Source organism: Leifsonia sp. L25, from assembly GCF_050632895.1.
Window position 1 is genome coordinate 2,042,720 of the sequence record NZ_JBODRZ010000003.1, and the last position, 14,407, is coordinate 2,057,126.

A 14,407-nucleotide genomic window follows, 5' to 3' on the forward strand; every position below is an offset into this window, starting at 1 on the left:
GAATCACATGGAACGCGAACTGAAGCCCTGGCCCGCCCTCTGGGCGCTCGTCATCGGGTTCTTCATGATCCTGATCGACACGACCATCGTGTCGGTCGCCAACCCGTCGATCATGAAGGGCCTCAACCTCGGTACGGACTACAACGCGGTCATCTGGGTCACCAGCGCCTACCTGCTCGCGTACGCCGTTCCGCTGCTGATCACCGGTCGCCTCGGCGACCGCTTCGGCCCGAAGAACATGTACCTGATCGGCCTGGTGATCTTCACGCTCGCCTCGGCCTGGTGCGGGTTCTCCGGCGTCATGGCGGGAGGCGGCATCGCGATGCTGATCACCGCCCGCGTCGTCCAGGGCCTCGGCGCCTCCCTGATGACCCCGCAGACGATGGCCGTCATCACGCGCATCTTCCCGCCGGACCGCCGTGGCGCGGCCATGGGACTCTGGGGCGCCGTCGCCGGCGTCGCCACGCTGATCGGCCCGCTGCTCGGCGGCGTGCTGGTCGACTGGCTCGGCTGGGAGTGGATCTTCTTCATCAACGTCCCGGTCGGCGTCGTGGCCTTCATCCTCGCGATGCGGCTCGTCCCGAAGCTCCCGACTCACACGCACGCGTTCGACATCCTCGGCGTCGTGCTCTCGGCGGTGGGCATGTTCCTCCTGGTGTTCGGCATCCAGGAAGGCGGCACCTACAACTGGGGCGTCATCGGCGACGGGCCGTTCTCGGTCTGGGGTCTCATCATCGCCGGCATCGTCGTCCTGGCCGCGTTCGTGGTCTGGCAGGCGCTGAACAAGAAGGAGCCGCTGCTGCCGCTCCCGCTGTTCCGCGACCGCAACTTCTCGCTCTCGAACGGCGCCATCACGACCGTGGGCTTCGCAGTCACCTGCATGGCCCTGCCGCTGGTGTTCTACTTCCAGACGGTGCGCGGCCTCACCCCGACGCAGTCCGCGCTGATGCTCGCCCCCACCGCCGTGTTCTCCGGCGTGCTCGCACCGATCATGGGCCGGCTGATCGACAAGATCAACCCGAAGTTCATCGCGACGCCCGCGCTGGTGCTGTTCTCGCTGTCGCTGTTCCTCTACTCGCGGATGCTGACCCCGGACGTGAGCATCTGGTGGCTGCTCATCCCGAGCGCGCTGATGGGCATCGCGATGTCGGGCGTCTGGGGGCCGATCTCGGCCGTCACCACCCGCAACCTCCCGATGAACCAGGCGGGGGCCGGCTCCGGCGTGTTCAACACGACACGCCAGATCGGCGCCGTGCTCGGAAGCGCATCGATCTCCGCGCTCATCACCGGCCGCCTCGCAGCCGACCTGCCGAAGGCTCCGAGCGGTGCGGCCCCGACCGCGACCACCGGAACCGAGTTGCCGAGCTTCCTGCACGCCGGGTTCACCCAGGCGATGTCGGAGGCTCTGCTCCTTCCCGCGGCGGTGGCCTTCCTGGGTGCGCTCGTCGTGGTGTGGTGGGCGAAGCCGAAGCCGCCCGCGTGGGGACCGCGCGCCGCTGGGGCGGGTCGTCCCGCCGAGACCGAGCGGCCGGCCGGCGCGGGTGAGCCCGTCGCGGTGGGTGCGGTGGCCGATGGCGGTGCGGCGGCGGCGGCGGCCGACGACGCCTCTGGTGCCGGCGTCCCCGGCGCACCTGCGGGCGAAGCGCTGGACGTGGCCTCGACCACGCCGGAGCACGGCGCGCACGCGGCCGCCGGCCCGGTCGATGCGGTGCAGCACGGCGCGCACGCCGCCGACCCGGTCGCCGACCGCGGCCGCGACGGCGAGGAGCACCACGGCATCCACGCCGCCCCCGCGACCGACTAACGGCGCCATCGCGTGAAGAAGGGAGGACTCCTGGGCCCATCCGGCCCGGAAGTCCTCCCTTCACTGCGTCCCGGCGGCGTGGCGCGCCGGATCGCCTCCGCTGCCTACGCCTCCGCGACCACCCGCACGACGTTCGCCCACGGGTCGTCGAACGACACCGACCGCCCGTCATCCCGCGTCGGCACACCGTAGTGCCGCATCCGCTCGGTCAGCGCGCCCACGTCGTCGGCGCCAGGGAGCCGGAGCTGCACCTCCCCGAGCCCGAGCGCGAGCCGTCGCACGCCCGCGCCGCGGCTGTTCCAGGTGTTCATCGCCATGTGGTGGTGGTAGCCGCCGGCCGACACGAACAGGGCCGACGAGCCGAGCGAGGCCGTGGCCTCGAACCCGAGCCGGTCGACGTAGAAGGTGCGCGCCGACGCGACGTCGCCCACGGACAGGTGCACGTGCCCGACGACGGCGTCGCCGAAGCGCGGGTCGTCCGCGTTCGTCGAGCCGTCCAGAGCGGGGAGCTCGGCCAGCGCCGCGCCGCGTTCGCTGAGGTGCTCGCGGAGGAACGCGTTCGGGTCGAGGTGGAGAGTGTCCATCTCCACCTGACCGTGCGTCCAGCTCCACTGGCTGCGGTCGCGGTCCCAGTAGAGCTCGACGCCGTTCCCCTCGGGGTCGGTGAAGTAGAAGGCCTGCGAGACGAGATGGTCGGCGCTGCCGGTGAACGTGCCGGGCGCGCGCCGTGCGACCGAGTAGACCGCCGCAGCGAGCGCCTCCTGGCTGTCGAACACGATCGCCGTGTGGAACAGGCCGGCCTCGCCGGGGGAGGCGTGCTTGAGCTCCGGCGCATGCTCCAGGATCACCGAGGGCGTCGCGCCGCGGCCCAGGATGACGCGGCCTCCCTCAGCGGCGAGCACGGAGAGCGTGACGGCGTCGCGGTAGTAGGCGGTCATCGCGTCGAGGTCGGCGACCCGGAGGGTCACGGCGCTCATCGCGGAGTCGGCAGGGAGCAGTTCGGGCATGGGTAATGCAACACCGGAGCTGCCCGGGGTATTTCAGGTCTCGATCGCGCCGCCGGTCTCGGCGAGGTAGCGCCGCAGGGTGAGCGACGGGTCGGCGGCCTGGAGTTCGCGGTAGCGGGCGAAGTCGAGTTGGGTGCGCAGGGATGCACCGGCACGCATCCGCTCGGACTGCGCTCCCTCCACCGTCTGGATGCGTCGCGCTTCCGCGAAGAGCTCGTCCCGGCGGTCGGCGCCCACCACGAGCACGCCGTCGTCGTCGGCCACGATCCAGTCGGTGGGCGCGACCGCGACGCCGTCGAGCGTGGCGCTGCGCATCGCGGTCCCGGCAGATGGGACCCGACGCGGGCCGAAAGGGATCGCGCCGAGGCTGAACAGCGGGAGGCCGATCTCCCGGAGCTGCGCGGTGTCGCGGTGCAGGCCCCAGATCACGGCACCGGCGAGGCCCGCCTCCCGCGCCTCCAGCAGCATCAGGTCGCCGACGCAGGCCTCGTCGCGCCGGCCGCCGTTGTCGACGACGAGCACGGCGCCGGGAGGCGCGTCGTCGATGGTCTCGAGGAGCACGTCGACGCTGCCGAGGTGGGTGACGGGCGCGGCGGGGCCGCGGAAGGGGCGGCCAGGGAGGAGCGGGACGAGCGCAACCGGCACCGTGCCGACGGGGATGCCGAGGCGGACCGCGGCGTCGGCGACGGCGGCGGTGGGGAGGGATGCGGCGGTGCCGTTGGTGTCCATGTCGCGACGCTACCGCCGCGCTCATGCGCGCGGGGGAATGCGACGTCCTCCACAGCCCGATAACCGGCGCGACTTCTCCACGGATCCAGTTCGGGTCTTCTCCGAAGCGGTCGGCTGCCCAAGGATGGTTCCGGGAGGCGCGATGAGACGGATCGTTCGGCTGGCCGGCCGGTACTGGGTGGTGACGCTGACGCTGGGAATCGGCGTCGTCGGCATCGTACTGGCGCTCGCGGGAGCGGGCTGGCTGGTGCAGTGGCTGTTCAGCGTCTACGCGCTGGTCGTCGCTGCGTGGCAGGCGGTGGGGATGCTGCGCGCGATGGCGCACGGCCGATTCGGCCTCGACATCCTCGCCATCACGGCGATCGTCGCGACGGTGCTGGTCGGCGAGTTCGTGGCCGCGCTGCTCGTCGTGCTCATGCTCACCGGCGGCAACGCGCTGGAGGACTACGCCAACCGCCGGGCCAAACGCGAGCTCGATGCCCTTCTCACGCGCGCCCCGCAGTTCGCGCATCTCGTCGTGGACGGCGGCTACCAGGAGGTGCCGGTCGATCAGGTGAAGGTGGGGGACGCGCTGCTCGTCCGGCCGTCCGAGATCGTGCCGGTCGACGGCGTCCTGGTCTCCGCGCGCGGGGCGTTCGACCAGGCGTCGATCACGGGCGAGAGCATCCCGGCGGAGAAATCGACCGGCGACGAGGTCCTGAGCGGCTCCGTGAACGGGCAGGAGGCCGTCGAGATGCGGGCGACCTCGACGGCCGCCTCGTCGCAGTACCAGCAGATCATCGCGCTCGTCGCGCAGGCGGCGGAGAGCAAGGCGCCGGTCGTCCGGCTTGCCGACCGCTACGCCGTGCCGTTCACCGTGTTCTCGCTGGCCTTGGGCGCGCTGGCGTGGTGGCTGAGCGGCGACGCTGTGCGGTTCGCAGAGGTGCTCGTCCTGGCGACGCCGTGCCCGCTGCTCATCGCGGCCCCTGTCGCGTTCATCGGCGGGATGAGCCGTGGCGCGCGCAACAGCATCATCGTCAAGTCCGGCGGCGTGCTCGAACAGCTCGCCCGGGCGCGCACCGCAGTGTTCGACAAGACCGGCACGCTCACCCAAGGCGCCCCGGCGCTCAGCGAGATCCGTCCGCAGCCGCCGTTCGACGAGGACGGCCTCCTGGCCGCTGTTGCCAGCGCCGAGCAGTACTCGTCCCACGTGCTCGCGGCGTCGTTCATCCAGGCAGCGCGGGAGCGCGGGCTGGAACTGCGCGAGGCGGCCTCTGCGCAGGAGGCCGCGACGAACGGGGTCGTGGCGGAGATCGACGGCCGGGAGGTGGTGGTCGGCAAGTTCGCGTTCGTCGCGTCGCACGTGCCCGACGCGGTGCGGACTGCGATCGCACCCGGCGAGCTGGCCGTCTACGTCGCCGTCGGCGGGCGATACGCCGGTGCGCTGCTGGCGAGGGACCGGCTCCGAGGGAATGCGGCGGCCACCCTCCGCGAGCTCGCAACGCTCGGGGTGACGAACACGATGATGCTCACCGGCGACGCGCAGGAGACGGCGGAGCACATTGCTGCCGAACTCGGCATCACCCGGGTGCGCGCCGAGTGCCTTCCGGCGGACAAAGTCGCCGAGGTGGCGGGCGTCGCGGAGCGTCCCGTGATCATGGTCGGTGACGGCGTGAACGACGCCCCCGTGCTCGCCGCGGCCGACGTCGGCATCGCGATGGGCGCCAAAGGCGCCACCGCGGCGAGCGAGTCGGCCGACGCGGTGATCCTCGTGGACGACATCCACGGCGTCGCCCGCGCCGTCCGGATCGGCAAGGACACCGTGCGCATCGCCCTCCAGAGCATCTGGCTCGGGATCGTCGTCTCGGTCGTGCTGATGCTGATCGCGGCGTTCGGCTTCATCCCGGCGACGGCGGGTGCGCTCATCCAGGAGCTGGTCGACCTCGCGACCATCCTCGCCGCGCTCCGGGCGATCGGAGGGCGCCTTGATGCGCGGGAGGCTGCGGCCGGCCCGCGCGCGGGGACCTACGCCCCGGTCAGCCGCTCCAGCAGCTCCCGGTAGCGGGCGGCTGTGCGCTCCACCACCTCGGCGGGGAGCGCGGGCGGGGTGCCCTGCTTGTCCCAGTTGGCGGCGAGCCAGTCGCGGACGATCTGCTTGTCGAAGCTGGCCATCCGCTCGCCCGGCGTCGCGGCCGTGGCGAACACGCGGGCGTCCCAGTAGCGGCTGGAGTCGCTGGTGAGCACCTCGTCCGCGAGCGTGATCTCCCCGGTGGCGCGGTCTGCGCCGAACTCGAACTTCGTGTCCGCGATGATGACGCCGTGCTCCTCGGCGATGGCCGCGCCGCGCGCGTACACATCCAGCGACAGCCGGCGGAGCTCCTCCGCGACCTCCGCGCCGACCAGCTCGACCGTGCGCTCGAAGCTGATGTTCTCGTCGTGCTCGCCGAGCGGAGCCTTCCACGCGGGCGTGTAGATCGGCTCCGGCAACCGGTCGCCGTCCGTGAGCCCGGCCGGGAGCGGGACGCCGCAGACGCTCTGCGTCGTCCGGTACTCGGCCCAGCCGCTGCCGGTCAGGTAGCCGCGGACGACGCACTCGATCGGGAACATGTCCAGCGGCTTCACGAGCATCGCGCGGCCTGCGACCTCGGCGGGGATGCGCTCGACGACGCGCTCGCCGTCCAGCACATGGTCCGGGATGAGGTGGTTCGGGACGCTGCCGAGGCGGTCGAACCACCACAGGCTGAGCGTGGTGAGCAGCTCGCCCTTGCCCGGGATCCCCGGCTCGAGCACGTGGTCGAAGGCGCTGACCCGGTCGGAGGCCACGACGAGGACGGCGGTGGTGTCGTCCAGCCCGTCCGCCCCCTCGGGGACATAGAGGTCGCGGACCTTCCCGGAGTAGACGTGCTTCCAGCCTGCCAGTTCGCTCACCCGTCCATCGTAGGGGTCGCCCCGCCCGGCCATCGCTTCCGCGCTTCCTCCCGAACACGCCGCGGGAGATGCGAGCCACGCCACGGCTCGTCGCGCGGGTGGACGAACTCGAGGCCGGCCGCCGGGTACGCGCGAAAACCGCCGAGTACGCGAACGATCCACGTACTCGGCGGGTGCACGGTCAGGCCAGCAGCTTCGCCTTCGCGGCGGTGAACTCCTCGTCGGACAGGATCCCCTGCGAGTGCAGCGTGGCGAGTTGCTGGATCTTCGTCATCATGTCGTCAGCGGGAGCCGCCGCCGGCGCCGCGGCCTGTTGCTGCGCCGCCGCCTGCTGCATCTGCGCCTGCTGCTGCTGCTGCTCGGCGGCCTGCTGCTCGTACTTGTCCTCCGCGCGCTGCGCCTGACGCCGCTGCACGTTCCCCGACACCGCCGTGGCCGTGCCGGCGACGACCGCGGTGCGCGCCGCCATCCCGATCAGTCCCGGGCGTCCCATTCGTCCTAAAGGCATGTCCCCACTCCTCAGCTCTCGACCGTCTCGACATCGGTGTCGGACTCCAGGTAGTCCTCGAACTCCCCGGCCACGACCGCGTTGACGACCGGCGCCGGGATGCGCTCGCTGTGGACCACCAGGCCGCCCGCCTGGAAGAACTTGCTGGCGAGCTCCTTTGCCCAGAGGTGCTCGATCACCATGATCGCGCCGGTCGTTCCCGGTTCGATCAGCTCGGCGATCGAGTCGACATCCTCCCCGCCCGCGAGGCCGCCGGCCTCCAGGGTGATATCGGCCATGCCGATCTCGTCGCCGATCTCCTCCAGTTCCACGATCTCGGCCCCGCCGTCGGCGTGCCGCATCACGAAAACGAGATCCAGGAGGCGCACTGTGCCGCTCTCCACCAGGTCGAGGATGGCCTGGACCACCCCGGGCGACGGCCTGTCGTTGTCGAACTGGGCGACGATGAACTCCGCCGGACCGTACTCGAATTCAGCCATCTCACGCCTCCGTCAGCGGGCCGGTCCCGCTTTCACGGCAGACGATACACAGGCGTACTCAGCCCGGCAATGACCGATTTCCGGCCGCCGGAAGGCGCGTAATGTGCACGGTCACATCTCTAGACTGGAACCCTGCGGACACCGCCGTCGACGTCGAGAAGGGACCCTGGTGGGCGAGAAGAACTGGGCAGGAAATCACGAGTACCGGGCGCAGCGGATCGCGCGCCCGACCAGTGTGGACGAGCTCCGCGAGCTCGTGACGGGCGCGACGTCCGTGCGTGCGCTCGGCAGCAGGCACTCCTTCAACGACTTGGCCGACACCGAGGGCGTCCTGGTCAGCACCGCCGGCCTCCCGGCGGACATCCGCATCGACGCCGAGGCGCGCACGGTGACCGTGGGCGGAGGCGTGCGCTACGGGGACCTGGCCCGCGATCTCCAGGCGGCCGGCTGGGCGTTGCACAACCTCGCGTCGCTTCCGCACATCTCGGTGGCCGGCGCGATCGCGACCGCGACGCACGGCTCGGGGGACCGCAACGGCAACCTGTCGACCGCGGTCGCGGGGCTGCGCATCCTCACCGGCTCGGGCGAGCTCGTGGACTTCGCGCGCGGCGACGCCGGCTTCGAGGGCGCGGCGGTCTCGCTCGGGGCACTCGGCGTCGTGACGGACGTCGTGCTCGACATCCGGCCGACCTTCGACGCGCGGCAGCGGCTGTTCGGCGGTGTCCCGTGGGAGGCCGTGACCGGCCGCTTCGACGAGGTCACCTCGGCGGCCTACAGCGTCTCGCTCTTCACGACCTGGGACGAGGACACCGTCTCGCTCGCCTGGCTGAAGGAGCTGGACGGCGCCGAGACGGAGATCGGAGACGACTTCTTCGGCGCACCGGCGCTCACCGAGGCTCGGCACATGATCGCGGCGATGGACGTCCGCAACACGACCGAGCAGCTCGGCGTCGTCGGGCCGTGGAGCGAGCGCCTCGCGCACTTCCGGTTCGAGTTCACGCCGTCCAACGGCGCAGAGATCCAGTCCGAGTACCTGGTGCCGCGGGCGCGCGCGGTGGAGGCCATCCAGGCGGTGCGCGAGCTCGCCCCGGTCATCGCACCGCTGCTGCAGATCAGCGAGATCCGCACCGTGGCGGCCGACGACCTGTGGCTGTCGAGCGCGTACGGCACGGATGCGGTCGGTCTCCACTTCACGTGGTTCCGCGACCAGGCCGGAGTGGAGGCCGTGCTCCCGGCCTTGGAGGCAGCGCTCCTGCCGCTCGGTGCGCGCCCGCACTGGGGCAAGCTCTACCTCGATGTCGACGGCGTCGTCCCCGCCCTCTACCCGAAGCTGGACGACTTCCGCGCCCTCGCAGCGTCCCTCGACCCCCACTCCCGCTTCCGCAACCCCTTCCTCACCCGCCTCCTCGGCTAAGCAGCCATCGCTTCCTCACTTTCTCCCGCAACACGCCGCTGCGGGGCGGGAGAAAGTGAGGAACAGATGGTTGGACGGGGTTAGGAGCGGGATACGCGGGCGGCGATGTCGGTGCGGTACTGGGCGCCGGGGAGGTGGATGCGGGCGACCGCGTCGTACGCGCGCTCGCGCGCCTCGTCGAAGCTCGTGCCGCGGGCGACGACGGAGAGCACCCGGCCTCCGGTCGCGAGCAGCGCGCCCGTTTCCGAATCCAGCGCGGTCGCGGCGTGCGCGATCGTGACCTCGGGGACCTGCGCCGCCTCGTCCAGCCCGGTGATCGGCCGGCCTGTCTGCGGAGCCTCCGGGTAGCCCTCGCTGGCGAGCACCACGGTCACCGCCGTGTCGAAGGCGAACTCGGGGCGCGGCATCCCGGACAGTTCGCCTGTCGCAGCCGCGTAGAGCAGCGACGACAGCGGCGTCAGCAGCCGTGGGAGGACGACCTGCGTCTCCGGGTCGCCGAACCGCGCGTTGAACTCGATCACGCGGATGCCCTGGGGCGTCAGGATGAGGCCGCAGTAGAGGAGGCCGATGAACGGCGTCTGCTCGGACGCGAGCTGACGGACGGTCGGGAGGGCGATGGTGTCGATGACCTCGTCCACGAAGTTCTCGGGCAGCCAGGGGAGCGGCGAGTAGGCGCCCATCCCGCCCGTGTTCGGCCCGGCGTCGCCGTCGAGGAGGCGCTTGTAGTCCTGCGCCGGGCTCAGCGGCAGGACGGTGTGGCCGTCGCTGACCAGGAACAGCGAGACCTCCTCGCCGTCCAGGAACTCCTCGATCAGCACGCCGCCCTGCGTCAGGTAGTGGCGCGCGTGTTCTACGGCCGCGGCGCGGTCGGAGGTCACGATGACGCCCTTGCCTGCGGCGAGGCCGTCGGCCTTCACGACGTACGGCGCACCGAACTCGTCCAGCGCGCGCTCGGCCTCGGCGAGCGTGCTCGCGCGGGCGGCGCGTCCGGTCGGCACGCCGGCCTCCTCCATGATGCGCTTGGCGAAGGTCTTCGAGCCCTCCAGCTGCGCGGCGGCGCGGCCGGGGCCGAACACCGGGATGCCGCGCGTGCGCAGCGGGTCGGCGACGCCCGCGACCAGCGGAGCCTCCGGGCCGATGACGACGAGGTCGATCCCGTGCTCGATCGCGTACTCGGCGACGGCGGCGCCGTCCAGCGGGTCGAGGCCCGGCTCGACGGGGACGTCGGCAGCGATCCCGGCGTTGCCGGGGGCCGCGACGATCGCGTGCCCGGCCTCCTCGGCCAGGAGCGCGGTGATGATGGCGTGCTCGCGGGCACCGGAACCGAGGACCAGAATCTTCACGCGACCCATGCTAGAGGGCGCGGACCCGGGCGTCAGACCCGGCCGTCCGACCCGGGTGCGAGGATGGAGCACATGGCCAGAGCGAAGATCACCGACGAGGTCGGCGGCACGGCGGTCCGCAGCGCGCTCGCGGAGGACGCCGACCGGAACACCACCGCGACAGCCGTGCGCTACCTGCTCCAGCTCCTGGCCGAGCGCGCGCCCGGCAACACGGTGGAGGTGCGGGTCCCGCCGTTCGGCGCCGTGCAGTGCATCCCGGGCCCGCGGCACACCCGCGGGACGCCGCCGAACGTGATCGAGACCGACGCCGCGACCTGGCTGGCGCTGGCCTCCGGGAGCCTCTCGTGGCCGGACGCGCTAGCCTCCGGCTCCGTGCACGCGTCCGGCCAGCGCGCGACCCTGGGCGGCCTCCTCCCGCTCCGCTTCTGACCCCCGCCGCCGGCCGCGCAGGGGTCGCAACATGCCGTCATCCGACGGCGATAACGGCATGTTGCGCCCCTCTCCGCAGTGGGCATCCGCTCAGGTGCGGTGCGCGAGAATGGGGGCATGAGCTCGAACCCGGAGGAGTCCGCCGTGCCCGACGAGGCGCGCGCCGCCGATGCCGCCGAGCCCGAGCAGCCCGAGCCCGCCCCGGACCCCGAGGTCGACGCCACGGTCACCGAGGCGCAGGTGCGCGTCCACCGCTCGCCGCGCTACTTCCGCTTCATGCTCACCGGCGCGATCGTCTTCGGCATCATCGCGCTCATCCTCACCTTCGCCTTCCCGGCGAACCCCACCTACGACCGCGGCCAGGTCTTCGGCTTCCTGCTGGCGATCTGCGCCACGATCGGCGTCGCCGTCGGCGCTCTCGTCGCCCTCCTGATCGACCGCGCGGTCACCCGCCGGGCACGCACCGTTCAGGCGGATAGAATCGACGTGCGCCTTCCCGACACCGGCGCCGAGCTCGACACCGAGCGCGGCGCGGAGCCGGGTCCCGATGCGGACGGGACGCAGAGCAACGGCTCGCGGCCCTCCGTCGACAGCTGAACATCCCGATATTCCTCGAGAAAGGGGCCCGCTGTGGCCGGAGGCGACGGTCGTCTGAGTCATGATCTTCTGCCCGGTGAGAAGGGGCCGCAGGACGCCTGCGGAGTCTTCGGAGTGTGGGCGCCCGGCGAGGAGGTCGCCAAGCTCAGCTACTTCGGCCTCTACGCCCTGCAGCACCGCGGGCAGGAGTCCGCGGGCATCGCGACGAGCGACGGCAGCAAGATCCTCATCTACAAGGACATGGGCCTCGTCTCCCAGGTGTTCAACGAGAACGCGCTCAACTCGCTGACCGGCCACATCGCCGTCGGCCACACGCGCTACTCCACCACCGGCGCCTCGAGCTGGCAGAACGCGCAGCCGACCCTCGGCCGCACGTCCAGCGGCACCGTCGCGCTGGGCCACAACGGCAACCTGACCAACACCGCCGAGCTCATGCAGCTCGTGCACGACCGCTACCCGCAGCTCGACGGCGAGCTGTCCCGCGGCAACACGACCGACACCGCCGTCGTCACGGCGCTGCTCACCGGCGACCTCGACCACACGCTGGAGGCCACGGCTGTGGAGGTCCTGCCCAGGCTGCGCGGCGCGTTCTGCCTGGTCTTCATGGACGAGCACACGCTGTACGCGGCGCGCGACCCGCAGGGCGTCCGCCCGCTGGTGCTCGGCCGCCTCGAGCGCGGCTGGGTGGTCGCATCCGAGACCGCGGCGCTGGACATCGTCGGCGCGAGCTTCGTGCGCGAGGTGGAGCCCGGGGAGCTGATCGCGATCGACGAGAACGGCCTCCGCACGCAGCGGTTCGCCGAGGAGAAGCGTGCCGGCTGCGTCTTCGAGTACGTCTACCTGGCCCGGCCGGACACCACCATCGCCGGCCGTGGCGTCTACGAGGCGCGCGTCGAGATGGGCCGCCGGCTCGCCCGCGAGCACGAGGTGGAGGCCGACCTGGTCATCCCGACGCCCGAGTCCGGCACCCCGGCGGCGATCGGCTACGCGCAGGCGTCGGGCATCCCGTTCGGCCAGGGCCTGGTGAAGAACTCCTACGTCGGCCGCACCTTCATCCAGCCGTCGCAGACCATCCGCCAGCGCGGCATCAAGCTCAAGCTGAACCCGCTCAAGGAGGTCATCAAGGGCAAGCGCCTCGTGGTGGTCGACGACTCGATCGTGCGCGGCAACACGCAGCGTGCGCTCGTCTCGATGCTGCGGGAGGCCGGCGCGGCGGAGGTGCACGTGCGCATCTCCAGCCCTCCCATCACCTGGCCCTGTTTCTACGGCATCGACTTCGCCTCCCGCGCGGAGCTGATCGCGACCGGACTCGGCGTGGACGAGGTCCGCCAGTCGATCGGCGCGGACTCTCTCGGCTACCTGTCGGAGGACGGGATGATCGCCGCGACCGACCAGCCGCGCGAGCGCCTGTGCACCGCATGCTTCACCGGCGTGTACCCGATCCCGCTGCCCGACGCGCACCACCTCGGCAAGAACCTTCTGGAGCGTCCGGGGGACGACGCGGCAGAGCGCGCGGCGACGGTCGAGCCGACCGACACCGGCGCGGACGCGTCGAGCGACGGCTGCGAGCCGGGGCCGGACTCCGAGTACGAGCGGCTGCTGTCGTTCGGGGACCCGGGGCGGCAGGAGTAGTCCCCGCGTCCGGCGGTCGCGGTCGGCGGCGACTGAGGCGCCCGGATACCATGGAGCAGTGACCGAGCCCACCGCATCCTCGTCCTCCTCCTACGCCGCTGCCGGCGTCGACACCGCTGCCGGCGACCGCGCCGTCGAGCTGATGAAGGCCGCAGTCGCACGCACGCAGGGCCCGCAGGTGCTGGGCGGGGTCGGCGGCTTCGCGGGCATGTTCGACGTGTCGGCGCTGAAGGCCTTCCGCCGCCCGCTGCTCGCGACCTCCACCGACGGCGTCGGCACCAAGGTCGCGATCGCGCAGGCGCTCGACAAGCACGACACCATCGGCCAGGACCTGGTCGGGATGGTCGTCGACGACATCGTCGTGGTGGGCGCGCGTCCGCTGTTCATGACCGACTACATCGCCTGCGGCAAGGTCGTCCCCGAGCGCATCGCGGCGATCGTCGCCGGCATCGCCCGCGCCTGCGAGGAGACCGGCACGGCGCTGGTCGGCGGCGAGACCGCCGAGCACCCCGGCCTGCTCGGCCCGGACGACTATGACGTCGCGGGCGCAGCGGTCGGCGCGGTGGAGGCCGACGAGCTGCTGGGCGCGGAGCGCGTCCGCGACGGCGACGTGGTGCTGGCGCTGGCGTCGTCCGGCATCCACTCGAACGGCTTCTCGCTCGTTCGTCACATCCTCGCCCAGCGCGGCATCGCCTTCACCGACACGCTGGACGAGTTCGGCGGCACGGTGGGCGAGGCCCTCCTGGAGCCGACGCGCCTCTACACGTCGCCATTGCTGCGCATGCTCGGGACCCCGTCGTTCGCGGGCGCCGTCCACTCGCTCAGCCACGTGACCGGCGGCGGCATCGCCGCGAACCTGGCGCGCGTCCTCCCGGTCGGCTCGTGGGTGGAGGTCGACCGCTCGACATGGTCGCCGAGCCCGGTGTTCCGCGTGCTGAGCGACCTCGCCGGCAGCTCCCTGGAGTCGTCGGAGGGCACCTGGAACCTCGGCATCGGGATGTTCGCCGTCGTGGCGCGGGAGGCAGCGGACGCGATCGCGGCAGCGATCACGGCGGACGGGATCCCGACGTGGCGAGCGGGTGTGGTGTCGACGGCGACGCGCGATCTGGCCGGGTTCGAGCAGGGCGCGAAGGGCGTCGACGGCGGCGCGGTGCGACTGGTCGGGGCGTACGCCGGCTGAGTCGCAGCCGCTGCTGTCGTCGCGGGAGGACTCCTCCCCGGATCGCGCGCCGATCTCCTCCGCCGACCGCGATCCGGCTCTCTCGGGCACCTGATCTCCTCCGTCGGCGACATCGCTCCACGTGACCCGTTCGTGGAGGCGCGGACGATCGCGGCCTCCCGCTAGGGTGGCCACTGTGACCCCCGTGCCCGCCTCCGCTCGGCGTGCGCGCTGGGGGCGGCGCTCGTCGCCGTGGCGCTCGCGGGGGCGCCCGCGTTCGCGAGCACGCCGACGCCGACACCGACTCCCACCCCGGCGCCGACGGCCGCGTCCGCCGCCCTCACCCCGCTCGTGGACTGCGTGCAGGACGCCCCGCTCGGCGTCGTCACCTCCCGCACC

General features: G+C 72.0%; 14 protein-coding genes. 7 read left to right on the forward strand and 7 right to left on the reverse strand.

Annotated elements, in window-relative coordinates; translation table 11 throughout:
* Positions 1-7: 7 nt before the first annotated feature.
* Positions 8-1,804 (forward strand): DHA2 family efflux MFS transporter permease subunit, encoded by a 1,797-nt coding sequence (locus ACRAWC_RS14255; protein ID WP_431348315.1) that lies wholly within the window; start codon positions 8-10, stop codon positions 1,802-1,804.
* Positions 1,805-1,908: 104 nt separating this feature from the next.
* Here the strand turns inward: ACRAWC_RS14255 and ACRAWC_RS14260 are convergent, their stop codons facing one another.
* Entirely contained in the window at positions 1,909-2,811 is a 903-nt protein-coding gene (locus ACRAWC_RS14260) for a VOC family protein (protein WP_431348316.1), read from the reverse strand.
* A gap of 33 nt (positions 2,812-2,844) precedes the next feature.
* A complete protein-coding gene (locus ACRAWC_RS14265; RefSeq protein WP_431348317.1) occupies positions 2,845-3,540 on the reverse strand; it encodes an RraA family protein in 696 nt (231 codons plus the stop codon).
* A gap of 142 nt (positions 3,541-3,682) precedes the next feature.
* On the opposite strand from ACRAWC_RS14265, the gene ACRAWC_RS14270 reads away from it, so the two are divergent.
* Positions 3,683-5,581 carry a heavy metal translocating P-type ATPase gene (locus tag ACRAWC_RS14270; protein ID WP_431348318.1) on the forward strand — a complete coding sequence of 633 codons (1,899 nt, stop codon included), beginning with the start codon at positions 3,683-3,685 and terminating at the stop codon, positions 5,579-5,581.
* Here the strand turns inward: ACRAWC_RS14270 and ACRAWC_RS14275 are convergent.
* From ACRAWC_RS14275 to ACRAWC_RS14285, 3 genes are all read right to left on the reverse strand, one after another.
* Entirely contained in the window at positions 5,545-6,480 is a 936-nt protein-coding gene (locus ACRAWC_RS14275) for a phosphoribosylaminoimidazolesuccinocarboxamide synthase (RefSeq protein WP_431348319.1), read from the reverse strand. The genes ACRAWC_RS14270 and ACRAWC_RS14275 overlap by 37 nt on opposite strands.
* Before the next feature lie 148 nt (positions 6,481-6,628).
* Positions 6,629-6,940: an SHOCT domain-containing protein gene (locus tag ACRAWC_RS14280; protein WP_431348320.1), complete on the reverse strand. Its 312-nt coding sequence runs from the start codon at positions 6,938-6,940 to the stop codon at positions 6,629-6,631.
* A 26-nt stretch (positions 6,941-6,966) separates the two neighbouring features.
* Positions 6,967-7,434: a DUF6325 family protein gene (locus ACRAWC_RS14285; protein WP_431348321.1), complete on the reverse strand. Its 468-nt coding sequence runs from the start codon at positions 7,432-7,434 to the stop codon at positions 6,967-6,969.
* 169 nt (positions 7,435-7,603) lie between these two features.
* Between ACRAWC_RS14285 and ACRAWC_RS14290 the strand changes: the two genes are divergently transcribed.
* Positions 7,604-8,848 (forward strand): FAD-binding protein, encoded by a 1,245-nt coding sequence (locus tag ACRAWC_RS14290; protein WP_431348322.1) that lies wholly within the window; start codon positions 7,604-7,606, stop codon positions 8,846-8,848.
* 80 nt (positions 8,849-8,928) lie between these two features.
* Here the strand turns inward: ACRAWC_RS14290 and purD are convergent, their stop codons facing one another.
* A complete protein-coding gene (gene purD / locus ACRAWC_RS14295; protein ID WP_431348323.1) occupies positions 8,929-10,191 on the reverse strand; it encodes a phosphoribosylamine--glycine ligase in 1,263 nt (420 codons plus the stop codon).
* Between the two features lie 72 nt (positions 10,192-10,263).
* Here purD and ACRAWC_RS14300 point away from each other — a divergent pair, with 72 nt between their 5' ends.
* The 4 genes from ACRAWC_RS14300 (at position 10,264) to purM (ending at position 14,029) form a co-directional block, all read left to right on the forward strand.
* A complete protein-coding gene (locus ACRAWC_RS14300; protein WP_431348324.1) occupies positions 10,264-10,620 on the forward strand; it encodes a sterol carrier family protein in 357 nt (118 codons plus the stop codon).
* A 117-nt stretch (positions 10,621-10,737) separates the two neighbouring features.
* On the forward strand, positions 10,738-11,217 hold the full coding sequence (locus ACRAWC_RS14305; protein WP_431348325.1) for a hypothetical protein: 480 nt from the start codon (positions 10,738-10,740) through the stop codon (positions 11,215-11,217).
* Positions 11,218-11,250: 33 nt separating this feature from the next.
* Positions 11,251-12,849 carry an amidophosphoribosyltransferase gene (purF, locus tag ACRAWC_RS14310; protein ID WP_431348326.1) on the forward strand — a complete coding sequence of 533 codons (1,599 nt, stop codon included), beginning with the start codon at positions 11,251-11,253 and terminating at the stop codon, positions 12,847-12,849.
* Positions 12,850-12,907: 58 nt separating this feature from the next.
* Positions 12,908-14,029, forward strand: a complete 1,122-nt coding sequence (gene purM, locus ACRAWC_RS14315; protein ID WP_431348327.1) for a phosphoribosylformylglycinamidine cyclo-ligase — start codon at positions 12,908-12,910, stop codon at positions 14,027-14,029.
* Positions 14,030-14,190: 161 nt separating this feature from the next.
* Here the strand turns inward: purM and ACRAWC_RS14320 are convergent, their stop codons facing one another.
* Entirely contained in the window at positions 14,191-14,397 is a 207-nt protein-coding gene (locus ACRAWC_RS14320; protein ID WP_431348328.1) for a hypothetical protein, read from the reverse strand.
* Positions 14,398-14,407: the final 10 nt, after the last annotated feature.

Excerpts from the sequence above, each read along its gene's own strand:
- ACRAWC_RS14260 (WP_431348316.1), bottom strand. The coding sequence starts at position 2,811 with ATGCCCGAACTGCTCCCTGCCGACTCCGCGATGAGCGCCGTGACCCTC.
- ACRAWC_RS14285 (WP_431348321.1), bottom strand. The coding sequence starts at position 7,434 with ATGGCTGAATTCGAGTACGGTCCGGCGGAGTTCATCGTCGCCCAGTTC.
- ACRAWC_RS14270 (WP_431348318.1), top strand. The coding sequence starts at position 3,683 with ATGAGACGGATCGTTCGGCTGGCCGGCCGGTACTGGGTGGTGACGCTG.
- ACRAWC_RS14305 (WP_431348325.1), top strand. The coding sequence starts at position 10,738 with ATGAGCTCGAACCCGGAGGAGTCCGCCGTGCCCGACGAGGCGCGCGCC.
- ACRAWC_RS14275 (WP_431348319.1), bottom strand. The coding sequence starts at position 6,480 with ATGGCCGGGCGGGGCGACCCCTACGATGGACGGGTGAGCGAACTGGCA.
- ACRAWC_RS14280 (WP_431348320.1), bottom strand. The coding sequence starts at position 6,940 with ATGGGACGCCCGGGACTGATCGGGATGGCGGCGCGCACCGCGGTCGTC.
- ACRAWC_RS14265 (WP_431348317.1), bottom strand. The coding sequence starts at position 3,540 with ATGGACACCAACGGCACCGCCGCATCCCTCCCCACCGCCGCCGTCGCC.
- ACRAWC_RS14255 (WP_431348315.1), top strand. The coding sequence starts at position 8 with ATGGAACGCGAACTGAAGCCCTGGCCCGCCCTCTGGGCGCTCGTCATC.
- ACRAWC_RS14300 (WP_431348324.1), top strand. The coding sequence starts at position 10,264 with ATGGCCAGAGCGAAGATCACCGACGAGGTCGGCGGCACGGCGGTCCGC.